The sequence below is a fragment of the Streptococcus sp. ELY_125 genome, from assembly GCF_058314535.1.
Genome location: NZ_JBZFUM010000005.1, coordinates 44,572 through 65,005, shown reverse-complemented (window position 1 = coordinate 65,005; position 20,434 = coordinate 44,572). Strand labels below are relative to the sequence as shown.

Below are 20,434 nucleotides of genomic sequence, written 5' to 3'. Positions count from 1 at the left end.
TTTGTTTCTTCTTATTATGAAGGAGTTTCTTCACCAACTGCAGAGGATCCTTTATATTAATTAATATCTGAAAGGGTTTAAATTCTAATTCTCCTATTGCAAGAATTTCAGCCTTCCAAACTACTTTATGCTAATAGTAAAAAGGCAGTCAGATGGCAATGATTAAAAAAAATCCAGGCTGCCTAGGCTGGGTCTTCTCTAGGCTAGTATTTTGTGCCTAATCTGTATTGACAACAATTTAGGACTTGCGCTAGGTCAGTGGGAGACATATTTGGTATTAAAATACTAAATATAGTGAAACCAATTTGTCGTGAAAACTAGCTAAAGATGTTACAATGAGAAAAAATTTAAGAGGTGATAGTATGTATCATACGGAAATTTTGGGTGACCGTCTTTATCACAGTCAGTCTGCAGGTTATGGTCAATCTGTTGAATTGTTTGGTGGGGTCAATGATGGAGAAACACCAGTCAGTCTGCTCAATGTAGCCCTTGCCTCCTGTGTCACCATGTGCATTCAGGGATACTTTAAACGTTATGAAAATATTGATAGTCTTCCGATTAGGGTAAAGTCTGATCTCGATTATGATGCTGGCCGCTTTGCCTTAGAGCTTGATATTGATAGGAATTTAACAGATCAGGATCACTCGGATATTGTAGCTTATATCAATGAAAAATGTCGGGTGAGCAAGCTACTGCGGGAGAATATAGCCTTAGAGTTTACTTTTTCCTCCTAGATTACCGCATGTTCTAGGTGGTCTTATTAATCAAAGACCAGTTCGTTCCTGTCGTTTTGGCTCCCAAAGTCTAGCTAGAGATTTTTCAGCCTGCTTTGATTATTGAATCAGTTCAGGATGTAGAGTTTCACCTATACACGCAAGGGTGATTCTAGACCAGTGCTGATGGGATCCGATGGGCGGATCGTCCAACTGTAGCCAAGGGATAAATTGGGATTGGCTAGCAATGAAAACTTAGATTTCTTCTTTCAAACTTTTTGCTTTTCTTTTTTTCTAGTGGTGTTAAAATGTAGGTGTAAATAGAAAGAAGGCGGTTACATGATTGATGAAACAGTTCGCTATCAAGCGCTGTCATCACAGGAACTATACGACCAGCTTAATACGAGACAGACTGGTTTGCACAGTGAAGAAGTTCACCGACGGCAGGAGCAGTTTGGCAAGAACCTTCTGGCAGAAGCCAAGCAAGAATCCAAACTATTGCGTTTTCTAAAGAATTTTACCAGTCTGATGGCCTTCTTACTCTGGACGGGCGGACTGGTGGCTATATTGACAGGGACTATTGAGCTAGGAATTGCCATCTGGTTGGTCAATGTCATCAATGGTATTTTTAGTTTTATTCAGGAGAATCGTGCTCAGAAGGCAACTGAAGCCTTGAAAAACTTGCTACCTTCCTATGCTCGCGTTGTTCGCGACGGCATTGAGCAAAAGATTTTAGCAGAGGATTTAGTGCCTGGTGATGTTCTCCTTATTGAGGAAGGTGATAAAATTTCAGCCGATGCTCGGATTCTTATGGCGACAGACTTGCAGGTTAATCAATCTGCCTTGACTGGTGAGTCTAACCCTGTCCGCAAACATGATAAAACAGTAACAGATAGTGATGTTACAGCACTGGAAGCTGATAATTTAGTCTTTGCGGGGACGACGGTTTCCAATGGCTCTGCCCGAGTTTTAGTCACTCAGATTGGTATGCAGACAGAGTTTGGCAAGATTGCTCATTTAACTCAGGATGTTGCCGATGATAAAAGCCCGCTGCAAAAAGATGTGGATCGTCTGACCAAGCAGATCTCTCTCATTGCTATGAGTGTCGGGCTTTTCTTCTTCATTGCCTCTGTTTTCTTTGTCAAGGAGCCGATTGCTAGAGCCTTTATCTTTTCACTGGGGATGGTTGTAGCCTTTATCCCTGAGGGCTTGCTGCCGACGATTACACTGTCTTTAGCTATGGCTGTTCAGCGCATGGCCAAGGAAAATGCCCTTGTTAAAAAATTAGCATCGGTAGAGACCTTGGGTGAGACCACTGTTATCTGTTCGGACAAAACAGGAACTTTAACCAAAAATGAAATGACTGTCCACAATGTTTGGACCCTCAAAAAGGAATACAAGCTGACTGGTTTGGGCTATGCGCCAGTAGGGCAGGTGCTTTTACACGGTCAAGAGGTCGCAGCAGCACAGGATACCGATCTCAACTGGATTCTGCGAGGGGCGACTCTCTGCAGCAATGCTAAAATCAGCAATCCAAGTAGCGATAATCCCAATTACACCGTGCTGGGTGATCCGACTGAGGCCTGCTTAGAAGTAGCCGCTCAGAAGGCTGGGATTGATTTGTCTGATAATGAGAGAGACAATTACCGACTAAAAGAGCTGCCTTTTGATTCTGATCGCAAGCGCATGACAACCTTCAATCATCTAGCGCAAGCGATTGAAGGTAAATCGACAGCGTCTTTTACCAAGGGCGCGCCTAAGGAAATTCTGGAGCTCAGTCCCTATATTCGTGAGAATGGCCGCATCAGAAGCCTCAGTGACAGTGAAAAAGCGGCAATTTTACGAGCCAATGATGCCTATGCCCAACGAGGGCTCAGGGTTTTGGCGCTGGCCTGCCGGCTCTACGATAACGAAGCCAAGATTGAGGACGCTACGATAGAAACCGCAGAAAACAACATGATATTCATGGGTTTGTTAGTGATGCAGGATCCACCGCGCGAAGGCGTCAAAGAAGCCGTTGCTAAATGCCATGCAGCTGATATTCGGATTATCATGATGACAGGGGACTACGACCTGACTGCTGTCAGCATTGCTAAAAGTATTGGTATTGTTAAAACCGAACAACCACGAGTTATCAGTGGCCGTATCCTAACAGAGATGTCTGATGCGGAATTGCAAGAGGCCCTCAAGGATGAAGTCATTTTTGCTCGGATTGCTCCGGAACAAAAATTCCGTATTGTCACCAATCTTCAGGCACTTGGCCATGTTGTCGCTGTAACTGGTGATGGGGTCAATGATGCCCCTGCTCTGAAAAAGGCTGATATTGGTGTCGCAATGGGGATCACAGGAACCGACGTCGCCAAGGAAGCTGCTGATATGATTTTGACAGATGATCATTTTACCTCTATTGTTAAAGCTATTGAAGAAGGTCGCAGTATTTACAATAACCTGCGCAAATTCCTCAGCTATATCTTTAACAGCAATACTTCAGAAGCTGTACCGTCGGCGGTCTTTCTCTTTTCTAGGGGATTAGTTCCTCTGCCTTTGACGGTTATGCAAATTTTAGCGATCGACTTAGGAAGCGATTTGATGCCTGCTCTAGGTTTAGGTGTTGAACAGCCTGAGGAAGGTATCATGAGTCAGCCACCGCGTGCCAAGTCTGACCGTCTGGTCAACCGCAAGATGTTAATCAAGTCTTTTATCTGGTACGGTGGTATGGAAGCCCTTGTTGCTATGGCTGCTTTCTTCTCAGTTTATGCCTTTCATGGAGAGCTGGGCAGCGCTCTAGCTAGCAGTGGCAGTCTCTATCGTGAGGCTACAACAATGACCTTAGGAGCGATTATTTTTAGCCAGATCGCTCAAGTCATGAACTGTCGCACACAGACCCAATCTATTTTTAAGCGGGGTTTTTTCACCAACCGTACCATTAATCTTGGACTGGCACTGGAGATTATGCTTTTTTGCTTTCTGGCTTATGTCCCTCTTCTCAACGGTCTCTTTAATACAGCCCCCATTAACAGACTAGAGTGGGGCATCCTTATTCTCTGCCCAATTCCAATCTTCCTGATTGAGGAAGCCAGAAAGGCTTGGCTACGCCGAAAATATAACATTTAATTTGACGGTTCGTCTCATAAAAGAGGCCCCGATTCCATTCGGAATTGGGGTCTCTTCAAAATAATCTAAAGTTGGAAGAAAGCAGGTCAGTTAGTCACACTCAGCCTATGCGACTGGGATTGCCATCGGCATCGAAGTGATAGAGGATACCATCAATAGTGTAATCGCCATTTTTAGCCTGTACGCCGTCTTTATTAAAATAGCGCTGAGTATTATCAATGGTTTGCCAGCCGGTTAACATGTGACCTTCCTTATTAAAGTAGTACCAATTGCCCCCTATTTCTTTATATTGGCTGGTGATAGGGTTACCATCTTCATTAAAGTAGTAGGTCTTACCATCAATAGTCTGGCTGCTGTTGGTAATGGCAAAACCGTCTTGACTGAAGTAGTAGGTCTTGCCGTCAACTGTTATTAACTTGTCTCTAATGGCATAACCCTCTTGGTCAAAATAGAGGTAACCTGTCTTAATATCGCCAAGGTGGGGCCGCAGTGGATGATAGTTAATGGAACCCCAATAAAGTTTGTTGCGCGCCAGCGTATGGTCATCATTGATTAAGATAGGATCAACATAGCCTGAAACATCGTCTAATGTAAGACCAGGGGTCAGCAATTCTCCCCGATAATCATAGGCCTTACCATCTTTGCCAATTTTAACGAGGAAATTATTATAATAGATTTTTGAAAAATGGTATTCCTCACCGTTGATATACTGAACGCCGCTGACCTTTTGGCCAGTTTTATCATCAATGAAGACGTGTCCGTAGCCATTGCCAGACCTTTCAAAATGGCCGGTGATGCTAGGATGTTCTTCGTTTTGGTTACCAGATGGATTGCCGTTATCGTCAAAATGGTAGAGCAGGCCGTCAATTGTCTTATCGATGTTTTTAGCTTGGACACCGTTATCATCAAAGTAACGTTTGGTACCATCAATAGTCTGCCAGCCAGTCAGCGCTTGACCGGTGTCTTTATCAAAGTAGTACCACTTGTCGCCATCATTTAGATAGCTTCCTTTGAGAATATCACCTTCGTGGTCATAAAAACCAAAGTGATAGAGTTTGTAGTCTATCCTGCGGAAGCCTTCAGTAACTTGAGCATAGTCATCACCAAAGAAGTAAAGTTTACCATCAATGGTCTTAAACCCCTTTGCCCTGCTGCCATCTTCGTTGCGGTAATAAGTCTTGCCCTTGTGGGTGTAGAGGCCGCTTGGCAGGGTGTAGACTTGACCATCCATTGTGAAGGGATTGCCGTTATCATCAAAGCGTAAAACACGACCTTCAATAGTATAGATACCATTCTTTGCTTGGATACCAGTTTCATCATCAAAGAAGCGCAGGGTACCGTCAATAGTCTGCCAAAATTTCAGTGGCTGACCGTTATCCTTATCCAGATAATACCAATTTCCATCAACTTCGGCATATGCACCCTTGACCTGAGAACCATCTGGCCTAAAGAAGTAGGTATTTCCTTGAAAAGTTTTCAGCCCTGTCAGAAGTTGACCAGTTTCATCAGCACAGTACCAAGTAACCTCATGATCGGGGGTAAAGAATTGGTTTTCAACCAGTTGGCCATTATCTTGGAAGTAGTACAGCTTACCATCAATCGTCTGGAAACCGGTTAGATTTTGACCGCTACCGTCACTGTAAAATTTACCAGTATCCCCTTTGTGCCAGTCAGCGGTAGTAAGTGTAGCGCTAACCATATTTTCAGTGTCCTTTCGAGCGTTTTGGTTGAATGCGTGGGTCTCACTGACGGTTCCAGAACTGTTTTGACCTTCCTGATGTTTAGGCATGTCAGTGTCAGAATTTGCTTTTGAAATTCCAGAACTGCTAGAGTCTGAAACAGCTGCCGCCCCAGTATTAGCATCAACCGTAGAGCTTTCAGTACCACGTTCAGCCCTCTTGTCATCTAGTTCTTGCTCTCCCTCGGCAGAAGCCGACTGAGTACCTTCTGAATCAGTATTCTTAGCATCTTCTTGAACCTGAGACTTAGCTTCAAAAGCTGTCACCGTTTCAGCGGTTTTATCATCAGTGATGAAACCAGTCTCAGTTGCTTCAGCAGGACTGGCGTTGCTCGTCTGACTGCTTGGAACAGAGTCACTTACAGGAGCTGTCGTTTGATTCGCACTGACTCTCACAGCTCCCAGACCAGTTAGCATCACTACCATGGTTGCGATGGCTACCCAGTGTTTTTTTACCTTGTGCATTTTAATGCGTCGTTTGATTTCCATAGTTAGCCTCCTTCTAATGGCTGAAGAGAAAAGCTCTAACGACTTGTCTTATAGCTGCCCAATCATCAGCAGCTTGGATTATAAATATTAAAGCTTTCTCAAAATTATTATATCACTGTATGGAAACGTTTACAATGCTAATTGTTAGAGTTGATTGTTGCATAAAAATAAATTGTCAGAAAACTATTTTTTGTGTTGAAATTGTCTGAATTTTTTGCTATACTGGTTTTTGTAATAGGAAAACGACGAGAGAACAAGCGCCAAATCAACTGCCAGAGAGTTCCGTTGCTGAAAAAGGGACACAGGTTTGGCCACACAGTCTTGAGTGCAGGTGCGAAGCTTATAGTAGTGCCTGACGGGTGGTTTCGTTAATAACCAGAAGTCTATGACTTCACGAGGAAAGATAGGTGACTGTCTTTCGAATTGAGGTGGAACCACGTTGCGACGTCCTTGCAAAAATTTTTGCGAGGGCTTTTTTGTTAAATAGCTAGTGCATCAGGAGGTTTTTATGATTAGAGGTCTGAGAGAGATTGAGCCTTATACAGCTGGTAGTCAGCCCCGGGGAAAGCGAATTATTAAGCTAAATACCAATGAAAATGCTTATCCCCCTAGTCCTAAGGTGGCTGATGCTTTAAGAAAATTTAACAGTACCAACCTTCGTAAGTATTCAACGCTATCTCAAAAAGAACTGCGTCAGGCTTTGTCTGTTAATTTGGGAGTAGCTGCTGACCAAATTATCCTTGGCAACGGCTCAGATGATATTCTCTCTCTGGCTTTTTTGGCCTTCTTTAATAATGCAGAGCCTATTCTATTTCCAGATTTGACATACGGTTTTTACAAAGTTTGGGCTGACTTATACCATATTGCTTATCGTGAGGTACCACTGACTAACCAATTTGAAATAGAACTATCAGATTATCAGGTCTTAAACGGTGGTCTTGTTATCGCTAATCCTAACGCTCCGACAGGAATTTATAAAACTTTGGGAGAATTGGAGAAAATTATCCAAGCCAACCAAGATGTCGTTGTCATTATTGACGAAGCCTATATTAATTTTGGAGGGGAGACTGCCCTGCCTCTGCTGGAAAAATATCCGAATCTCTTTATTACGCGTACTTTCTCAAAAGATGCTTCTCTAGCAGGTTTGCGTGTAGGCTATGGGGTTGGCAGCCCCGAGTTGATCAAGGTTATCGAGGCTGTCAAAAACTCGGTCAACCCTTACGCCGTTGATAGCATAGCAGAAAAATTAGCTCTAGCGGCTGTAGATGACTGGGATTACTACAGCAATAACTGTCAAAAAATTATTAAAACCCGCGATTGGTTTGTAAAGGAGCTCGAAGCTATCGGATTTACTGTCCTGCCGAGTTCGGCCAATTTTGTTTTGGTTAAGCCGGCTCTAGCAGCTCAGGAGCTCTTTCAGTATTTACAGACTAAGAATATCTATGTCCGTTATTTCCCTAGAGTAGAGAGAATTAAGGAATATTTACGTATCTCTATCGGTCGACAGGAAGAAATGGAGAAAGTCATAATGATCATTCAAGAGGTAGTTTCATGAAAAAAACAACATTACCAGTAGGTATGCACGACAAATTATTCAAGAGGGCTGCGACCATGTATCGCTTAGAACGTGATATCAGTGATTTATTGATAGAACGACAGTTCAGGCGCATCGAAACACCGACTTTGGAGCATACAGAAGTATTTGGAGATGAGTTAAAAAACACCCACTATCATCTTTTTGATAAATCGGGGGATTTACTCAGTCTGCGGCCAGATATTACCAGTCAGATTGGACGAGTCATTGCCTCAACTCAAGTAGAAACACCGATTAAGTTTTCCTACTCAGGAAAGGTCTTTCACTATAATGAAGAATTGCGCGGCCTGCTCAATGAGCACACTCAGGCTGGTGTAGAGATTGTTGGCTACCCAGCCGATAAGGCGCTTAAAGAAGCTATCTTATCGGCTAAAGCAGCCCTAGATGTAGCTGGGGTTAAAGTCTATCAGTTCGAGTTTTCCCATGCAGCTATCTTGCAGACCATCTATGATGAGTTGGACTTGGATGAAGTCGGTCAGCACCATTTGGAGGGAGCTATTATTGATAAGAATATCACAGCTCTCCATACTTTTACCGAAGTCCATCCCAGCGAGTTTGATGCCTTGATCGAGGCTCTGCCTTTCTTGTTTGGGGAAAGTCACGATGTGCTGGCAAAAGTCCGTCGGCTAGTTAAACACAAGCTGATTTTGAAGGCTCTTGATGATTTGGAAGCTTTACTAGGAGACATTTATCGTTTTCTGCCCCAGACAACAGTTGACCTTGCGCAGGTTCCCTCCCTTCCTTACTATACCGGTATGATGTTTAAAGTTTTTGGTGAAAATGTTCCAGATGCCTTTGTATCTGGTGGCCGTTATGACAAATTATTTGAACGTTTCGGCGCGTCAGAGCTGACAGCTGTTGGCTGGGCAGTTGATTTAGACAGTATTTATCAGGCCATTCATAATAGCTTAGAAGGAGGAGGTCTGCGATGACAGAACAGATTACGATAGCACTCACGAAAGGACGGATCGAAAAAGGTACCGTGGACCTCCTGAAACAGGCCGGTTTTGATTTGGCTTTTATGGCTGATAAAGGGCGCAGTCTCATTTTTGAAAGTCCCGATCGCCGTTTTCGCTTCCTATTAGTTAAAGCACCGGATGTTACGACTTACGTCCGCCACGGTGTAGCCGATATTGGGGTGGTGGGCAAGGATGTGCTTCTGGAGCATCCGACAGGCTATCTGGAAATGCTGGATCTGAATATTGGTCTCTGTAAATTTGCCGTAGCTTCGATCCCTAGTTTTGATCCGAGCGACCATAAGCGTAAGCGTATCGCAACGAAATACCCCACGGTTGCCACTGATTTTTATAATCAGAAAGGAGAGGATGTCGAAATCATTTCCATTCAGGGAAGTGTTGAAATTGCTCCAGTTATTGGTTTAGCTGATGCCATTGTCGATATTGTCGAAACAGGCAACACCTTAAAAGCCAACGGTTTAGAAGTATTTGAGGATATCTGCCGTATATCCGCTAGAATGATTGTTAACAAGGCCGCTCTTAAAAATAACTCTCAAGTGCTACCTTTTATTAAAAAAATTGAGGCTATTGTTGGAGACGAGGAGGTACCTTTTCAATGAAACGTCTAACAGGAACTAACGAAACTATATCTAAGATTCTCTATCAAGAGCAGCTGGAGCTGAGCCGGCAGAATATCGATGTTGAAGAAACCGTCCGTGCTATTATTGAGAATGTGAAAAATCGCGGTGATCAAGCACTGCGCGAGTACTCCGCGACATTTGACAAGGTTGACCTAAGGGACCTTGAAGTTGGACAGAAGCTGATTGATCAAGCTTTTGCTGAGGTTGACAAAGATGTTCTGAAAGCTCTTGAAAATGCCAAGGCTAATATTGAATCTTACCACCGCCAGCAACTGGAAGTAGGGTTTGAAGACCAGCCATCTGACGGTGTTCTTCGCGGCCAGCTCATCCGTCCCATTGAGCGCGTGGGGGTCTATGTGCCGGGAGGAACAGCGGCTTACCCGTCCTCAGTTCTCATGAATGTCATTCCGGCCAAGATTGCAGGTGTCAAGGAAATCATCATGATTACACCGCCGCAGGAACAATTTGTGCCAGCCATTTTGGTTGCGGCTAAGCTAGCTGGTGTGGATAAGATTTATCAAGTCGGCGGTGCCCAAGGTGTGGCCGCTCTGGCTTACGGCACCCAGACCATTCCTCAGGTTGATAAGATCACTGGTCCTGGGAATATCTTTGTGGCAACAGCCAAAAAACAGGTTTACGGCATTGTCGGTATTGATATGATTGCCGGTCCATCGGAAATTGGTGTTATTGCGGATAGTACAGCTAATCCAGCCTATGTAGCAGCAGACTTGCTCTCGCAGGCAGAGCACGATGTTCGTGCGCGAGCGATTTTAGTAACCAATTCTGAAGCTCTGGCTGATGCGGTAGAGGCTGAGATTGAAGCTCAGCTGCAAACCTTGCCGCGTCAAGCCATTGCCCGTCCGTCTATTGAAAATAACGGCCGCATCATCATTGCAGCCAATACTGCTGATATGTTTGACCTTATGAATCAAGTGGCTCCGGAACATTTAGAAATTGCTATGGAGAATGCCTATGACCACCTAGATCAGGTCGAAAATGCTGGTTCTGTCTTCTTGGGACACTACACTAGTGAGCCCATCGGTGATTACTATGCAGGTGCCAATCACGTCCTGCCCACAACCGCAACCAGCCGTTTTTCATCAGCGCTAGGGGTGCATGACTTTGTCAAGCGCATTCAATACACCCAATATACTCAAGCAGCGGTTAATAGGGCTGAACACGATATCACGACCCTGGCCTATGCTGAAGGCCTGCAAGCACATGCCAGAGCCATAGAGGTGAGAAATGACCAAAATTAAAGGACTGTTAGTCATGGACGTAGATTCAACCCTCGTTCAGGAAGAAGTGATTGATTTGTTGGGAGAAGAAGCAGGCGTTGGCGAGCAAGTAGCTGCCGTTACCGAGCGTGCCATGCGAGGGGAGCTGGACTTTAAGGAAGCTTTGGCTGAGCGCGTGGCCGCCTTGAAAGGATTGTCAGAAAACATCTTTGATAAGGTTTATGCCCGCATTCATTTTAACAAGGGAGCCAAGGAATTAGTGGCTGAGTTGCACGCGCGCGGTTACAAGGTTGGTCTGGTATCTGGCGGCTTTCATGAGACGGTTGACCGTCTGGCTGCTGAGGCAAATGTTGACTATGTCATGGCCAACCACTTGGAAACGGCAAGCGGCATTCTGACAGGCCGAACCTACGGTGATATTGTGACCAAGGAGGTCAAGGTGCAAAAGCTTCGCGATTGGGCTGCGGAAAATGGGCTGACGTTGGCAGACACTGTTGCTATGGGTGACGGAGCCAATGATCTGCCCATGATTCACGAGGCTGGTATCGGCATTGCCTTTTGTGCCAAACCTGTTGTACGCGAGCAAGCCCCCTACCAAATTCAGGAGCCTGACCTGTACAAAGTGATTGAGATATTAGATGAGGTAAGAAAATGAGACAAGCAGAAATTAAGCGCAATACCTTTGAAACCAAAATCAAACTGAGCCTGAATTTAGATGAACAAGAACCCGTGGATATTCAGACAGGTGTTGGTTTTTTTGACCACATGCTGACGCTTTTTGCCCGCCATGGACGGCTGTCCTTGGTGGTCAAGGCTGACGGAGATATCTGGGTGGACAGCCATCACACGGTGGAAGATGTCGGTATTGTCTTAGGCCAGGCCCTGCGCCAGGCCTTGGGAGACAAGGCCGGTATCAACCGCTATGGAACAAGTTTTGTGCCCATGGACGAAACACTGGGTATGGCCAGTCTTGATTTGTCGGGCCGCTCTTACCTTGTTTTTGATGCTGACTTTGACAATCCTAAACTGGGCAATTTTGATACCGAATTGGTGGAAGAATTCTTCCAAGCCCTTGCCTTTAATGTACAGATGAATTTGCACTTAAAAATCTTACATGGTAAAAACAACCACCACAAGGCAGAAAGTCTGTTTAAGGCGACTGGTCGTGCCCTGCGTCAAGCAGTAACCATCAACCCAGAAATTCACGGGGTGAACTCCACCAAAGGAATGTTGTGATATGAAAATAATAGTCATTGATTATGACGCCGGCAATACGGCTAATGTCCTGCGAGCCCTGGATAAGATCGGTGTCGAAGCTGAACTGTCAGCTGACCCGCAAAAGATTTTGGCAGCTTCTGGCTTGATTTTACCGGGAGTAGGAGCCTACCCTGCAGCAATGGCAGAGCTGGAAAAACGAGGGCTGGTATCCGCTATTAAAGAAGCTGTTGCCAAGGGTACGCCGCTTCTAGGAATTTGTCTGGGCATGCAATTGCTGACCGAAACAGGTCTGGAGCACCAGGAAACGGCTGGCCTAGGCTTCATTCCAGGTGCGACACGTGAAATCCCAGCCAAGAATGGTTTTCCAGTACCCCATATGGGCTGGAATGATTTACAGGTCAAGCAGGAGTCGCCGCTGACAGCTGGCTTGCAGGATCAGGCAGTCTATTTCGTGCACAGCTATTTTACAGATGTCCCCGAAGCATATATTGATGTAGTAGCTGACTATTCTATCCAAGTACCCGCCATGATTCACAAGGACAATGTCTATGGCGCCCAGTTTCACCCCGAAAAATCAGGAACTGTCGGACTGGGCATTCTCAAAAAATTTGTGAGCTTGTGTGATTGATGAAAATAAATTAGAAAGGACGGTTCATTCAGGTATTTTCTGAACTGAACCCGAGCTAAAAGCATCGAGAAAAAGATAAACTGTCTAGTGACTAAAGCCATATCGTCAGTTTCCTATTTTCATCTCGCTTTCTTAACGCTCTTGGTATCTTAATTATGCAGATTCTTCCTGCTATTGACATTAAAGACGGTCAGGCTGTCCGCCTTTTCAAAGGTGATTTTAACCAGCAGACGGTGGTTAATCCTGATGTGTTGGGTCAGGCACGCATTTTTGTGGATGCGGGCATTGACTTTATTCACGTTGTGGACCTTGATGGAGCTCTGGATGGTCAGGCGGCCAACCGCGATCTCATTGCAGCGCTGAAAGTGGCGACAGGCCTTGGTGTTGAAGTCGGCGGCGGCATTCGTACGCTGAAGCAGATTGAGGACTATCTCAATGTCGGTATTGACCGTGTCATTATCGGATCTATGGCCGTTAAAAATCCCACTTTTGTCAAGGCTGCACTGGATAAGTTTGGGGCAGATAAGATTGTCGTTGGTATTGATGCCAAGGATGGCTATGTTGCTACGGAAGGGTGGCTCAAGACCAGTACGGTTGACTACATCAGCTTGGCCAAGGAAATGGAAAAAATGGGAGTCAAGCTCTTTGTCTACACCGATGTTGACCGAGATGGCACGCTGACCGGTCCCAATTTTGACCATTATGAGTGTTTGGTGGCTGAGCTGACAACCGCCAAAGTTATCGCTTCAGGTGGCATTGCTGAGCTGGATAATTTGACCAAACTTGAGGCTATCGGTGTGGCAGGTACCATTGTCGGCAAGGCCTACTATAACGGCAATATCACGCTGGACGAGTTAAAAAGTTTTGGAGGATAAACATGCTGAAAAAACGAATTATTCCCTGCCTTGATGTCAAGGACGGACGCGTGGTCAAGGGGGTTAATTTTGTCAATCTGACCGATGTCGGCGACCCGGTAGATTCGGCGCGTGCTTACTACCAAGCGGGCTGTGACGAACTGGTCTTCCTAGACATCACTGCGACTTCGGACAATCGCGAAACTACAGTAGATATGGTGCGGCGCGTGGCAGACCAAGTCTTCATCCCCTTTACCGTCGGCGGCGGCATTCGCTCGGCTGAGGACATGAACAAGATGCTCAAGGCTGGCGCTGATAAGGTTGCAGTCAATTCTTCGGCTGTGGTCAATCCGCAGCTCATCGCAGACTGTGCTGAAAAATTTGGCAGCCAGTGTGTAGTGATGGCCATTGATGCTAAGAAACAGGCTGATGGCAGCTGGCATGTTTATGTGGCTGGCGGCCGCAAGGATACTGGCAAGGACTTGCTTGCCTGGGTCAAGGAAGCAGTCCGTCTCGGTGCTGGCGAGATTCTTCTGACCTCCATGGACAAGGACGGTACCAAGTCAGGTTTTGATTTGGACATGCTAAATGCAGTCGCAGCGGTGGCAGATGTCCCAATCATTGCCTCAGGCGGTGCGGGCAATATTGCCCACATGGTGGAAGTTTTTGAGAAAACCCCAGCGACTGGAGCCTTGGCAGCCTCTATTTTTCACTATGGAGAAGTTGCTGTTGCAGATACTAAGAAAGCCATGGCAGCAGCAGGAATCGAGGTGCGCTTATGACAGATATTCAACTTGATTTTACTAAGCAGGGCGGACTGATTCCCGTTATCGTGACGGATCATGTGACCGGACAGGTCCTTATGCTGGCTTACATGAATGAGGAAAGTTACCGATTGACCCTTGAAACCAAGCAGATGCACTACTGGAGCCGTTCCCGCAAGGAACTCTGGCACAAGGGCGCAACCAGCGGCCATTACCAATATGTCAAATCCATCAAAACAGACTGCGACCAAGATACCCTGCTTATCGCTGTCGAGCAAGTCGGTGCCGCCTGCCATACAGGAGCCTATTCTTGCTTTTTCAATGAGATTTACAGTGAAGAAGAGTAAAAGAAGTAGGACTGTCATTTCAAAAAATCGAAAGAAAGGAATTGAGTTTGAGCTAAAAGCTCGGAATTTTGATAAATTATCTGGAAAATCAGGATTTTCCGATAATTTCCTAAAATTCGGTCGCTTTTTAGACGCTCTCATATCTTAAATATGTTAGAAACCTTATACAAAGAAGCGCTGGATCGCAAACAGCACCCAAAAGAAGGGTCTTATACCAACTATCTTTTTGACAAGGGTCTGGACAAGATTTTAAAAAAGGTTGGTGAAGAAGCCACTGAAGTTGTCATTGGAGCCAAAAATGCAGACAAAGAAGAAATCGCCAATGAAACAGCCGATGTACTCTACCATTTGGCCGTCATGCTGGTCGAAACTGGCGTGACGCCGGACGATGTCAATAAAGTGCTGGAAGCCCGCCAGGGCAAGAAAAGCAATGTTCATGATCGAAAAGAAATTACAGATTATTAAAGACCAGAAAGGTGCTAAAACAGCAGGACATCCGTGACAAACAATGAATTGTTAAATGTCGAGGTTACAGTCAAGAAGAAGTGGATAAACTTCTTGATAATATCATAGAAACCTTGGGGCAGGAAAGTTAGTCTCTTAAAAAAAACAGACTATAAAGCTCAAATCAGATGCTAGTTATCCAATGTAGGTGTAAAAAACTCTCTTTAATCTCAAACAGGAGAAAACAACAGGAACAGGTAACGGTTAAAGTCTTCTTTGCAAAAAAGGCTGCTATAAATGCTTTTTTCGCCTAAGCAAGAAAAGCAGCAGTCGGTCGTGTCTGTTATTTGGAATAAGCCAATTACAGCAACTATAACACTGAACTGTGCTTTCTGCAGCCTGATGTTAGGACTTTTGTTTTTGTCAGAAGATTTGAGTCAATCAAGGGTAAAATTGGACGGAATACAAAAAAAGACTGATCGCTATACTGAGCTGTATCCAAATTGTTAGATTTTCTGTCTAACTTTTGAGGATGGTACAGTTCAAAATTGATCAGTCTTTTATTTATTGATATTTCAAGAAAAACCTAGTCATCCTTTGGCACTTTCTCGAACGGCAGCCGCAACTGTTTTAGCAACCCCTTCTTGGAAGGCATCGGGAATAATATTGGTTGGACTGAGTTCACTAGCAGGAATGAGATCGGCGATACCGTGTGCCGCTGCAATCTGCATGTCAATCGTAATCTTTTTAGCTCGGGCATCCAGAGCACCGCGGAAAATACCTGGGAAGGCGAGGACGTTATTGATTTGATTAGGAAAATCACTGCGTCCGGTTCCGACAATATAGGCACCACCAGCAATAGCTTCATCAGGGAATATTTCAGGAACGGGATTAGCCATAGCAAAGATAACAGGCTTGTCTGCCATTTCCTTAATCCATTCTGCCTTTAATACCCCCGGTACTGATACACCGATGAAGATATCTGCGCCTTGCAGGGCAGTTCTCAGATTACCTGACAAATGTTCACGATTGGTGAGCTTAGCGATATCAGCATGATGGGCTGGGAGATCAGGATCTTCCTCGTTGATAATACCTGCTCGGTCGACAACCGTGATATGCTTAGCCCCAGCAGCCAAGAATTTTCGTGTGATTGACAGACCTGCAGAACCGCCGCCATTCACGACGATCTTAACTTCATCAATGGCCTTGTTAATTAGCTTTAAACTGTTAAAAGCTGCTGCCAAAACAATAATGGCTGTACCATGCTGGTCGTCATGGAAAATCGGAATGTTACATTCTTTAATGAGCCGCTCTTCAATTTCGAAGCAACGTGGCGCACTGATATCTTCGAGATTAACCCCACCAAAAGTTGGAGCTATAGCCTTAACAGTAGCAATGATTTCCTCAGTATCCTGTGTATCAAGGACAATTGGGACAGCATCTACATTAGCAAACCGTTTGAAGAGAGCAGCCTTGCCTTCCATAACTGGCATTGCCGCTTCAGCACCAATATTTCCTAGTCCCAAAACAGCAGAACCATCACTGACAACTGCTACTGTGTTCTTTTTGGTTGTCAATTCATAAGCCAATTCCTTATTTTCCGCAATAGCCGAAGAAACAGCAGCAACACCGGGTGTATAAGCGATGCTTAAATCTCTTTTATCTTCAACTTTGACTTTGGAAGTAACCTCCAACTTGCCTCCGTTTTCTCTAGCTTGTTGCAAAGCCAGCTCTCTAACATCATTTGACATAATAATTCCTCCATTTATAAGATTATAGTTAATGTAGTTAATGATTAAAAAATAAACCGTAAGATAGCCGTCATGGTGATGACTGTGATAGCTCCCCCAAGACGGGTAGCTACTTGGGCAAAGGGCATGAGATTCATACGATTGGCTGTACTCAAGATAGCCACATCTCCTGTACCGCCCATTCCGCTTTGACAGGCAGAAATAATAGCAGCTTCAATCGGATACATGTTCATAAAACGGGCAACAAAGAACCCAACCGAAATAACAGTGAAGACAACACTGATCACAATAATAAAATAGGGCAGTGTTAATACTCCGACTACATCCTTCAGCGGAATATAGAGCAGACCGAGTCCAGCCATCAAAGGATAAGTGAAGTTGCCTGAGATAAATTTATAGAGCTGCTTAGCCCCATGCTGTGTTTCCTTAGGGATGACATTGAGATATTTGAGAGCAGCGGCAGCTACAATCATCAATACTGGTCCTGGGAAACTTGTCAAATGCTGCAGCAGATGGCCAATAATGAATAAACTGCAGGCTGTCAGAACGCCAGCTCCCATTTTTTTTATATCAAGTGGGCCGGAGTCATCCTCAAGGGCGTCGGCCATATCATCCTGTGATTTAAGTTTGACTAGCTGTCCCTGCCCAGACAAGTCAGTTCGTTTTTCTCCCCAGCGCGATAGGATAGCCGTGCATACAATGGCAAAGAAGTTGCCGACAATAGTAGCAGGGATAAGCTGTGCAACCAGCTGCTCACTTCCCATACCAGTGATGGCACTGTAACCAAGGGACAGTGGGAGAATGCCTTCCCCGATTCCTCCGGCGAGAACTGGCGTGACAATAAAGAAGAGAGTATGCTTCCAGTCTTGTCCCAACAGTACTCCAACCAAGGTACCGACTGCCATAGCGCACACCATTCCCAACATCATGGGGATAATCATCCGTATCAACCCTTGCACTAAGATTTTACGGTTCATGCCTAAAATGCTGCCGCAGACCAAACAGGCAATGTAGAAGTACAGAAAATTGGCCTGTTTCATCAGGATATCTGTAGCATCTAAAATGTTCTGGTTGAGCAGATTGAGAAAAACTAAAATAGAAGGCATCAGCAATGAAAAAATAGCCGGACCGCCAAAGTTTTTCAAAATCGGGATATTACCGCCGATTGTTCCTAAAAGCCAACCTAAAGTCAGAATAACTGCAAAGCCTCCCAGCATGTTAACAGGCAGCTGCTGAAGCAGGGCTGTAATCAAGATGATTACAGACAAAACTAGGTAGACAGGAAGGGGAACAGAACCAACATAGCGGCTCATCCACTTGTCCCAACCTGTTAGGGTATTATTAACCTTTTCCATAAATTCCTCCTCCTAATTTTATTAATAAACACATTATAAAAGAATATTATTTAAGACTTAAGATTATTTAAGTAATTTAAGTAAATCAATTTTTTTAAAAAGAAGGACTTATAGGAAATGTGTTATACTGAACAATGAAGCGCTTACATATAAGACTCCTGCCAATAAAAAGTAAGAGGTGACTATGAAAAAGAGCTTGAATCTTAGAAATTTGTTGACCACGGTCTTCATTCTGACACTTTTGCTGATGGTTTCTCTATTTTACTTACTAACCCTCTATCAGCACTCTCAGCTTATGTACAAGCTGCAGGAAAAGCAGCTGCTTTCTCTTGGCCGCCAGTTGGCTCTGGATCCGCAGATCAAAGCGGCTCTTTTAAATAAACATCAAAGCGGAAAATTAGAAGCTTATACTAAAGAGATTGCGGCCATTCATGAACTGGATTTCGTGGTTATTACTGACATGCAGGGGATTCGCCTGACCCACCCAGATAGCAGCAAAATTGGCAAGCATTTTGAAGGAGGTGATGAACTGCCTGCTCTAAAAGGCAGGACAAAAATATCAGTTAGTCGGGGGAGTCTGGGCAAGTCCCTGAGAGGGTTTGTCCCTATCTATGCTGACAGCACGAAGAAGAAACAAATCGGTGTTGTGGTATTGGGAATCAAGGTGCGCTCCTTGAGCACTCTCATCAAAACCTCGCGTCAAGGCTATTCTCTGGCCTTGCTCTTAAGCGTTATGGCAGGTTTTCTAGCTGCGACTGGCTTAGCTTTCTATCTCAAACGACAGCTTCTTAATTTGGAACCCAAAGAACTATCTCGTCTTTTTGAAGAACGCAATGCGATGCTGGATCAGAGCAAGGATGCCGTGGTCGTGATTGATCTTAGTTATCGAATTAATTTGGCCAATATCGCTGCAGAGCAGCTTTACCGCAAAAACAGCGGCCTCAGCGACAGTTTGGTGGGACAGTCTATTACCCAGCTGATGGCAGATTTTTCTCATGATATGCTGGAAAATCAAAAAGAGCAGATCTATCGGCAAAAGGGGCAGGATTATATTTTTTCATCGTCTCCTATTGAAGTAAATGGTAAGCGGATTGGCTGGCTTATCTTTTTACGCAATGCTACCGAATCTTTCCTGATTATGGATCAGCTAGCCAATACAACCGCCTATGCCTCGGCCTTGCAAGCCCAAACTCACGAATTTGTCAACCGTCTCCACGTCATCTATGGTTTGGCAGACCTCAATGCTTATGAGGAATTGAAAGTCTACTTGGAAGATATCCTGAAACCAGATCATGAGTTTGCCCAGCAGCTGCCCTTTTTGGTTGGAAATCCTCAGATTGCAGGTTTTTTGAATGGTGAACGCCAAAAATTTATGGAGCGTAAAACACCGCTAGTGATTGAAATTTCATCTGAAATTCCGGCCAGTCAAAACGAAGCAGAGACTAAGGCTTTGATTAATATCTGCCGTTATATCCACCATGTCCTCCTGCAGTTTGTTCTATCTACTCAGCCCTCTTTGCTGCTTCATTATAAGAATGTCCAGTTAACGGTATGCTACCTTTTGACCCTGCCCAATAAGCAGCATGGGCAGCTGCAGAGCTATTTTGATAATCATTTCTTTCAGCAGATGCTGGAAGAGCATAGGGCTGATTTTGAATTAGAAATAGACCATGATTTGGTTCAGCTTGTTTTAGTATTACCCTACAGGGAGGAAAGTAGATGAAGGTACTCATTGTAGAAGACGATCCTATGGTTGAATTTATCCATCGCAACTACTTAGAAAAAGGCGGTCAGTTTGAGGCGATCTATTCGGCTAATTCTTTGCAAGATGCAGAAGAATTGCTGGAAAGTTATGAAATTGATCTGATTCTCTTGGATGTTCATTTGAAAGACGGCAGTGGTTTAGAACTTCTTAGTGATCTCCGTAAGCAGCATAGCAATAGCGATGTTATATTGATTACTGCCGCTAATGAAGCTCAAACTGTTAAGGAAGGGCTCCATCTGGGAGTTGTTGACTACCTAATCAAACCGTTTACGAATCAGCGCTTTCAGCAAAGCATAGCTCTTTTTATCCGGCAAAGAACCAATTTAAACAAGGCCACTGTCGGTCAAGAACAGATTGATCAGCTTATCAGTAGCCATGAAAAGCAGACAAAACAGGACGTTTCAGAACTGGATAAGGGACTATCTTTGGAAACCCTACAAAAGATTAAAAAGGTAATTCTCGCACAGCCAGCTCCTTTTACCATTCAGGAACTGGCTGATAGCTGCCAAATCTCCCATGTTACCATCCGTAAATACGTCTCCTATCTGGAAGAGCAGCAATATCTCAACAGTCATGTCATTTACACTAAGGTTGGCCGTCCTTACAAGGTTTTTGAAAAGCGAGAGTAGAAGCAACTCTAAAACAGTTCAGTTGTTCAGCTTCTTGGTTTTTGCTTCTAGGTATAATGGTCTAAGTTCTGGAGTGCTTTCTAATATGACTAGTCTATTTCTTAAACTGATGGTTTTTCTCAATGTTCAGATCAAGTATGGAAGTGAGTAAAGAAAGAATGAATTAGGCCTATTTATTGGTCAAACTAAGAATAGC

Annotated in this window: 19 protein-coding genes; 16 read left to right on the top strand and 3 right to left on the bottom strand. The window is 44.5% G+C overall.

The window, feature by feature from the left end; genetic code table 11:
- Positions 1-362: 362 nt before the first annotated feature.
- A complete protein-coding gene (locus AC4HAL_RS03640; RefSeq protein WP_491093029.1) occupies positions 363-734 on the top strand; it encodes an OsmC family protein in 372 nt (123 codons plus the stop codon).
- 318 nt (positions 735-1,052) lie between these two features.
- The gene (locus AC4HAL_RS03635) at positions 1,053-3,827 is read left to right on the top strand and encodes a cation-translocating P-type ATPase (RefSeq protein WP_491093028.1); all 2,775 of its coding nucleotides are present in this window, start codon (positions 1,053-1,055) and stop codon (positions 3,825-3,827) included.
- A gap of 100 nt (positions 3,828-3,927) precedes the next feature.
- Here the strand turns inward: AC4HAL_RS03635 and AC4HAL_RS03630 are convergent, their stop codons facing one another.
- The gene (locus AC4HAL_RS03630; RefSeq protein ID WP_491093027.1) at positions 3,928-6,054 is read right to left on the bottom strand and encodes an N-acetylmuramoyl-L-alanine amidase family protein; all 2,127 of its coding nucleotides are present in this window, start codon (positions 6,052-6,054) and stop codon (positions 3,928-3,930) included.
- A 508-nt stretch (positions 6,055-6,562) separates the two neighbouring features.
- Here AC4HAL_RS03630 and hisC point away from each other — a divergent pair.
- From hisC to AC4HAL_RS03570, 12 genes are all read left to right on the top strand, one after another.
- Positions 6,563-7,609 (top strand): histidinol-phosphate transaminase, encoded by a 1,047-nt coding sequence (gene hisC, locus AC4HAL_RS03625; RefSeq protein ID WP_491093026.1) that lies wholly within the window; start codon positions 6,563-6,565, stop codon positions 7,607-7,609.
- Positions 7,606-8,580, top strand: a complete 975-nt coding sequence (locus AC4HAL_RS03620) for an ATP phosphoribosyltransferase regulatory subunit (protein ID WP_491093025.1) — start codon at positions 7,606-7,608, stop codon at positions 8,578-8,580. Before hisC ends, AC4HAL_RS03620 begins: the two co-directional genes overlap by 4 nt.
- Positions 8,577-9,224: an ATP phosphoribosyltransferase gene (hisG, locus tag AC4HAL_RS03615; protein ID WP_491093024.1), complete on the top strand. Its 648-nt coding sequence runs from the start codon at positions 8,577-8,579 to the stop codon at positions 9,222-9,224. The genes AC4HAL_RS03620 and hisG overlap by 4 nt, the downstream gene beginning before the upstream one ends.
- Complete coding sequence (gene hisD / locus AC4HAL_RS03610; RefSeq protein ID WP_491093023.1) at positions 9,221-10,504, top strand: histidinol dehydrogenase; 1,284 nt, start codon at positions 9,221-9,223, stop codon at positions 10,502-10,504. The genes hisG and hisD overlap by 4 nt, the downstream gene beginning before the upstream one ends.
- A complete protein-coding gene (serB, locus tag AC4HAL_RS03605; RefSeq protein WP_491093022.1) occupies positions 10,491-11,138 on the top strand; it encodes a phosphoserine phosphatase SerB in 648 nt (215 codons plus the stop codon). The genes hisD and serB overlap by 14 nt, the downstream gene beginning before the upstream one ends.
- Positions 11,135-11,719, top strand: coding sequence for an imidazoleglycerol-phosphate dehydratase HisB (gene hisB / locus AC4HAL_RS03600; protein ID WP_057491492.1), 585 nt, complete (start codon positions 11,135-11,137; stop codon positions 11,717-11,719). Before serB ends, hisB begins: the two co-directional genes overlap by 4 nt.
- A gap of 1 nt (position 11,720) precedes the next feature.
- Positions 11,721-12,329, top strand: a complete 609-nt coding sequence (hisH, locus tag AC4HAL_RS03595; RefSeq protein WP_491093021.1) for an imidazole glycerol phosphate synthase subunit HisH — start codon at positions 11,721-11,723, stop codon at positions 12,327-12,329.
- Between the two features lie 155 nt (positions 12,330-12,484).
- The gene (gene hisA, locus AC4HAL_RS03590) at positions 12,485-13,204 is read left to right on the top strand and encodes a 1-(5-phosphoribosyl)-5-[(5-phosphoribosylamino)methylideneamino]imidazole-4-carboxamide isomerase (protein ID WP_491093020.1); all 720 of its coding nucleotides are present in this window, start codon (positions 12,485-12,487) and stop codon (positions 13,202-13,204) included.
- Between the two features lie 2 nt (positions 13,205-13,206).
- Positions 13,207-13,965, top strand: coding sequence for an imidazole glycerol phosphate synthase subunit HisF (gene hisF / locus AC4HAL_RS03585; protein WP_491093019.1), 759 nt, complete (start codon positions 13,207-13,209; stop codon positions 13,963-13,965).
- Entirely contained in the window at positions 13,962-14,294 is a 333-nt protein-coding gene (gene hisI, locus AC4HAL_RS03580; protein ID WP_491093018.1) for a phosphoribosyl-AMP cyclohydrolase, read from the top strand. Before hisF ends, hisI begins: the two co-directional genes overlap by 4 nt.
- 150 nt (positions 14,295-14,444) lie before the next feature.
- Entirely contained in the window at positions 14,445-14,759 is a 315-nt protein-coding gene (hisE, locus tag AC4HAL_RS03575; RefSeq protein WP_491093017.1) for a phosphoribosyl-ATP diphosphatase, read from the top strand.
- 47 nt (positions 14,760-14,806) lie between these two features.
- Entirely contained in the window at positions 14,807-14,890 is an 84-nt protein-coding gene (locus AC4HAL_RS03570; protein WP_491093065.1) for a DivIVA domain-containing protein, read from the top strand.
- Positions 14,891-15,328: 438 nt separating this feature from the next.
- Here the strand turns inward: AC4HAL_RS03570 and AC4HAL_RS03565 are convergent, their stop codons facing one another.
- Both AC4HAL_RS03565 and AC4HAL_RS03560 read right to left on the bottom strand, forming a co-directional pair.
- Complete coding sequence (locus AC4HAL_RS03565; protein WP_491093016.1) at positions 15,329-16,489, bottom strand: NAD(P)-dependent malic enzyme; 1,161 nt, start codon at positions 16,487-16,489, stop codon at positions 15,329-15,331.
- Positions 16,490-16,533: 44 nt separating this feature from the next.
- A complete protein-coding gene (locus AC4HAL_RS03560; RefSeq protein WP_491093015.1) occupies positions 16,534-17,844 on the bottom strand; it encodes a 2-hydroxycarboxylate transporter family protein in 1,311 nt (436 codons plus the stop codon).
- 184 nt (positions 17,845-18,028) lie between these two features.
- Between AC4HAL_RS03560 and AC4HAL_RS03555 the strand changes: the two genes are divergently transcribed.
- Entirely contained in the window at positions 18,029-19,567 is a 1,539-nt protein-coding gene (locus AC4HAL_RS03555; protein ID WP_491093014.1) for a Spo0B domain-containing protein, read from the top strand.
- Positions 19,564-20,238, top strand: coding sequence for a response regulator (locus AC4HAL_RS03550; RefSeq protein WP_491093013.1), 675 nt, complete (start codon positions 19,564-19,566; stop codon positions 20,236-20,238). Before AC4HAL_RS03555 ends, AC4HAL_RS03550 begins: the two co-directional genes overlap by 4 nt.
- The last annotated feature ends 196 nt before the right edge of the window (positions 20,239-20,434 follow it).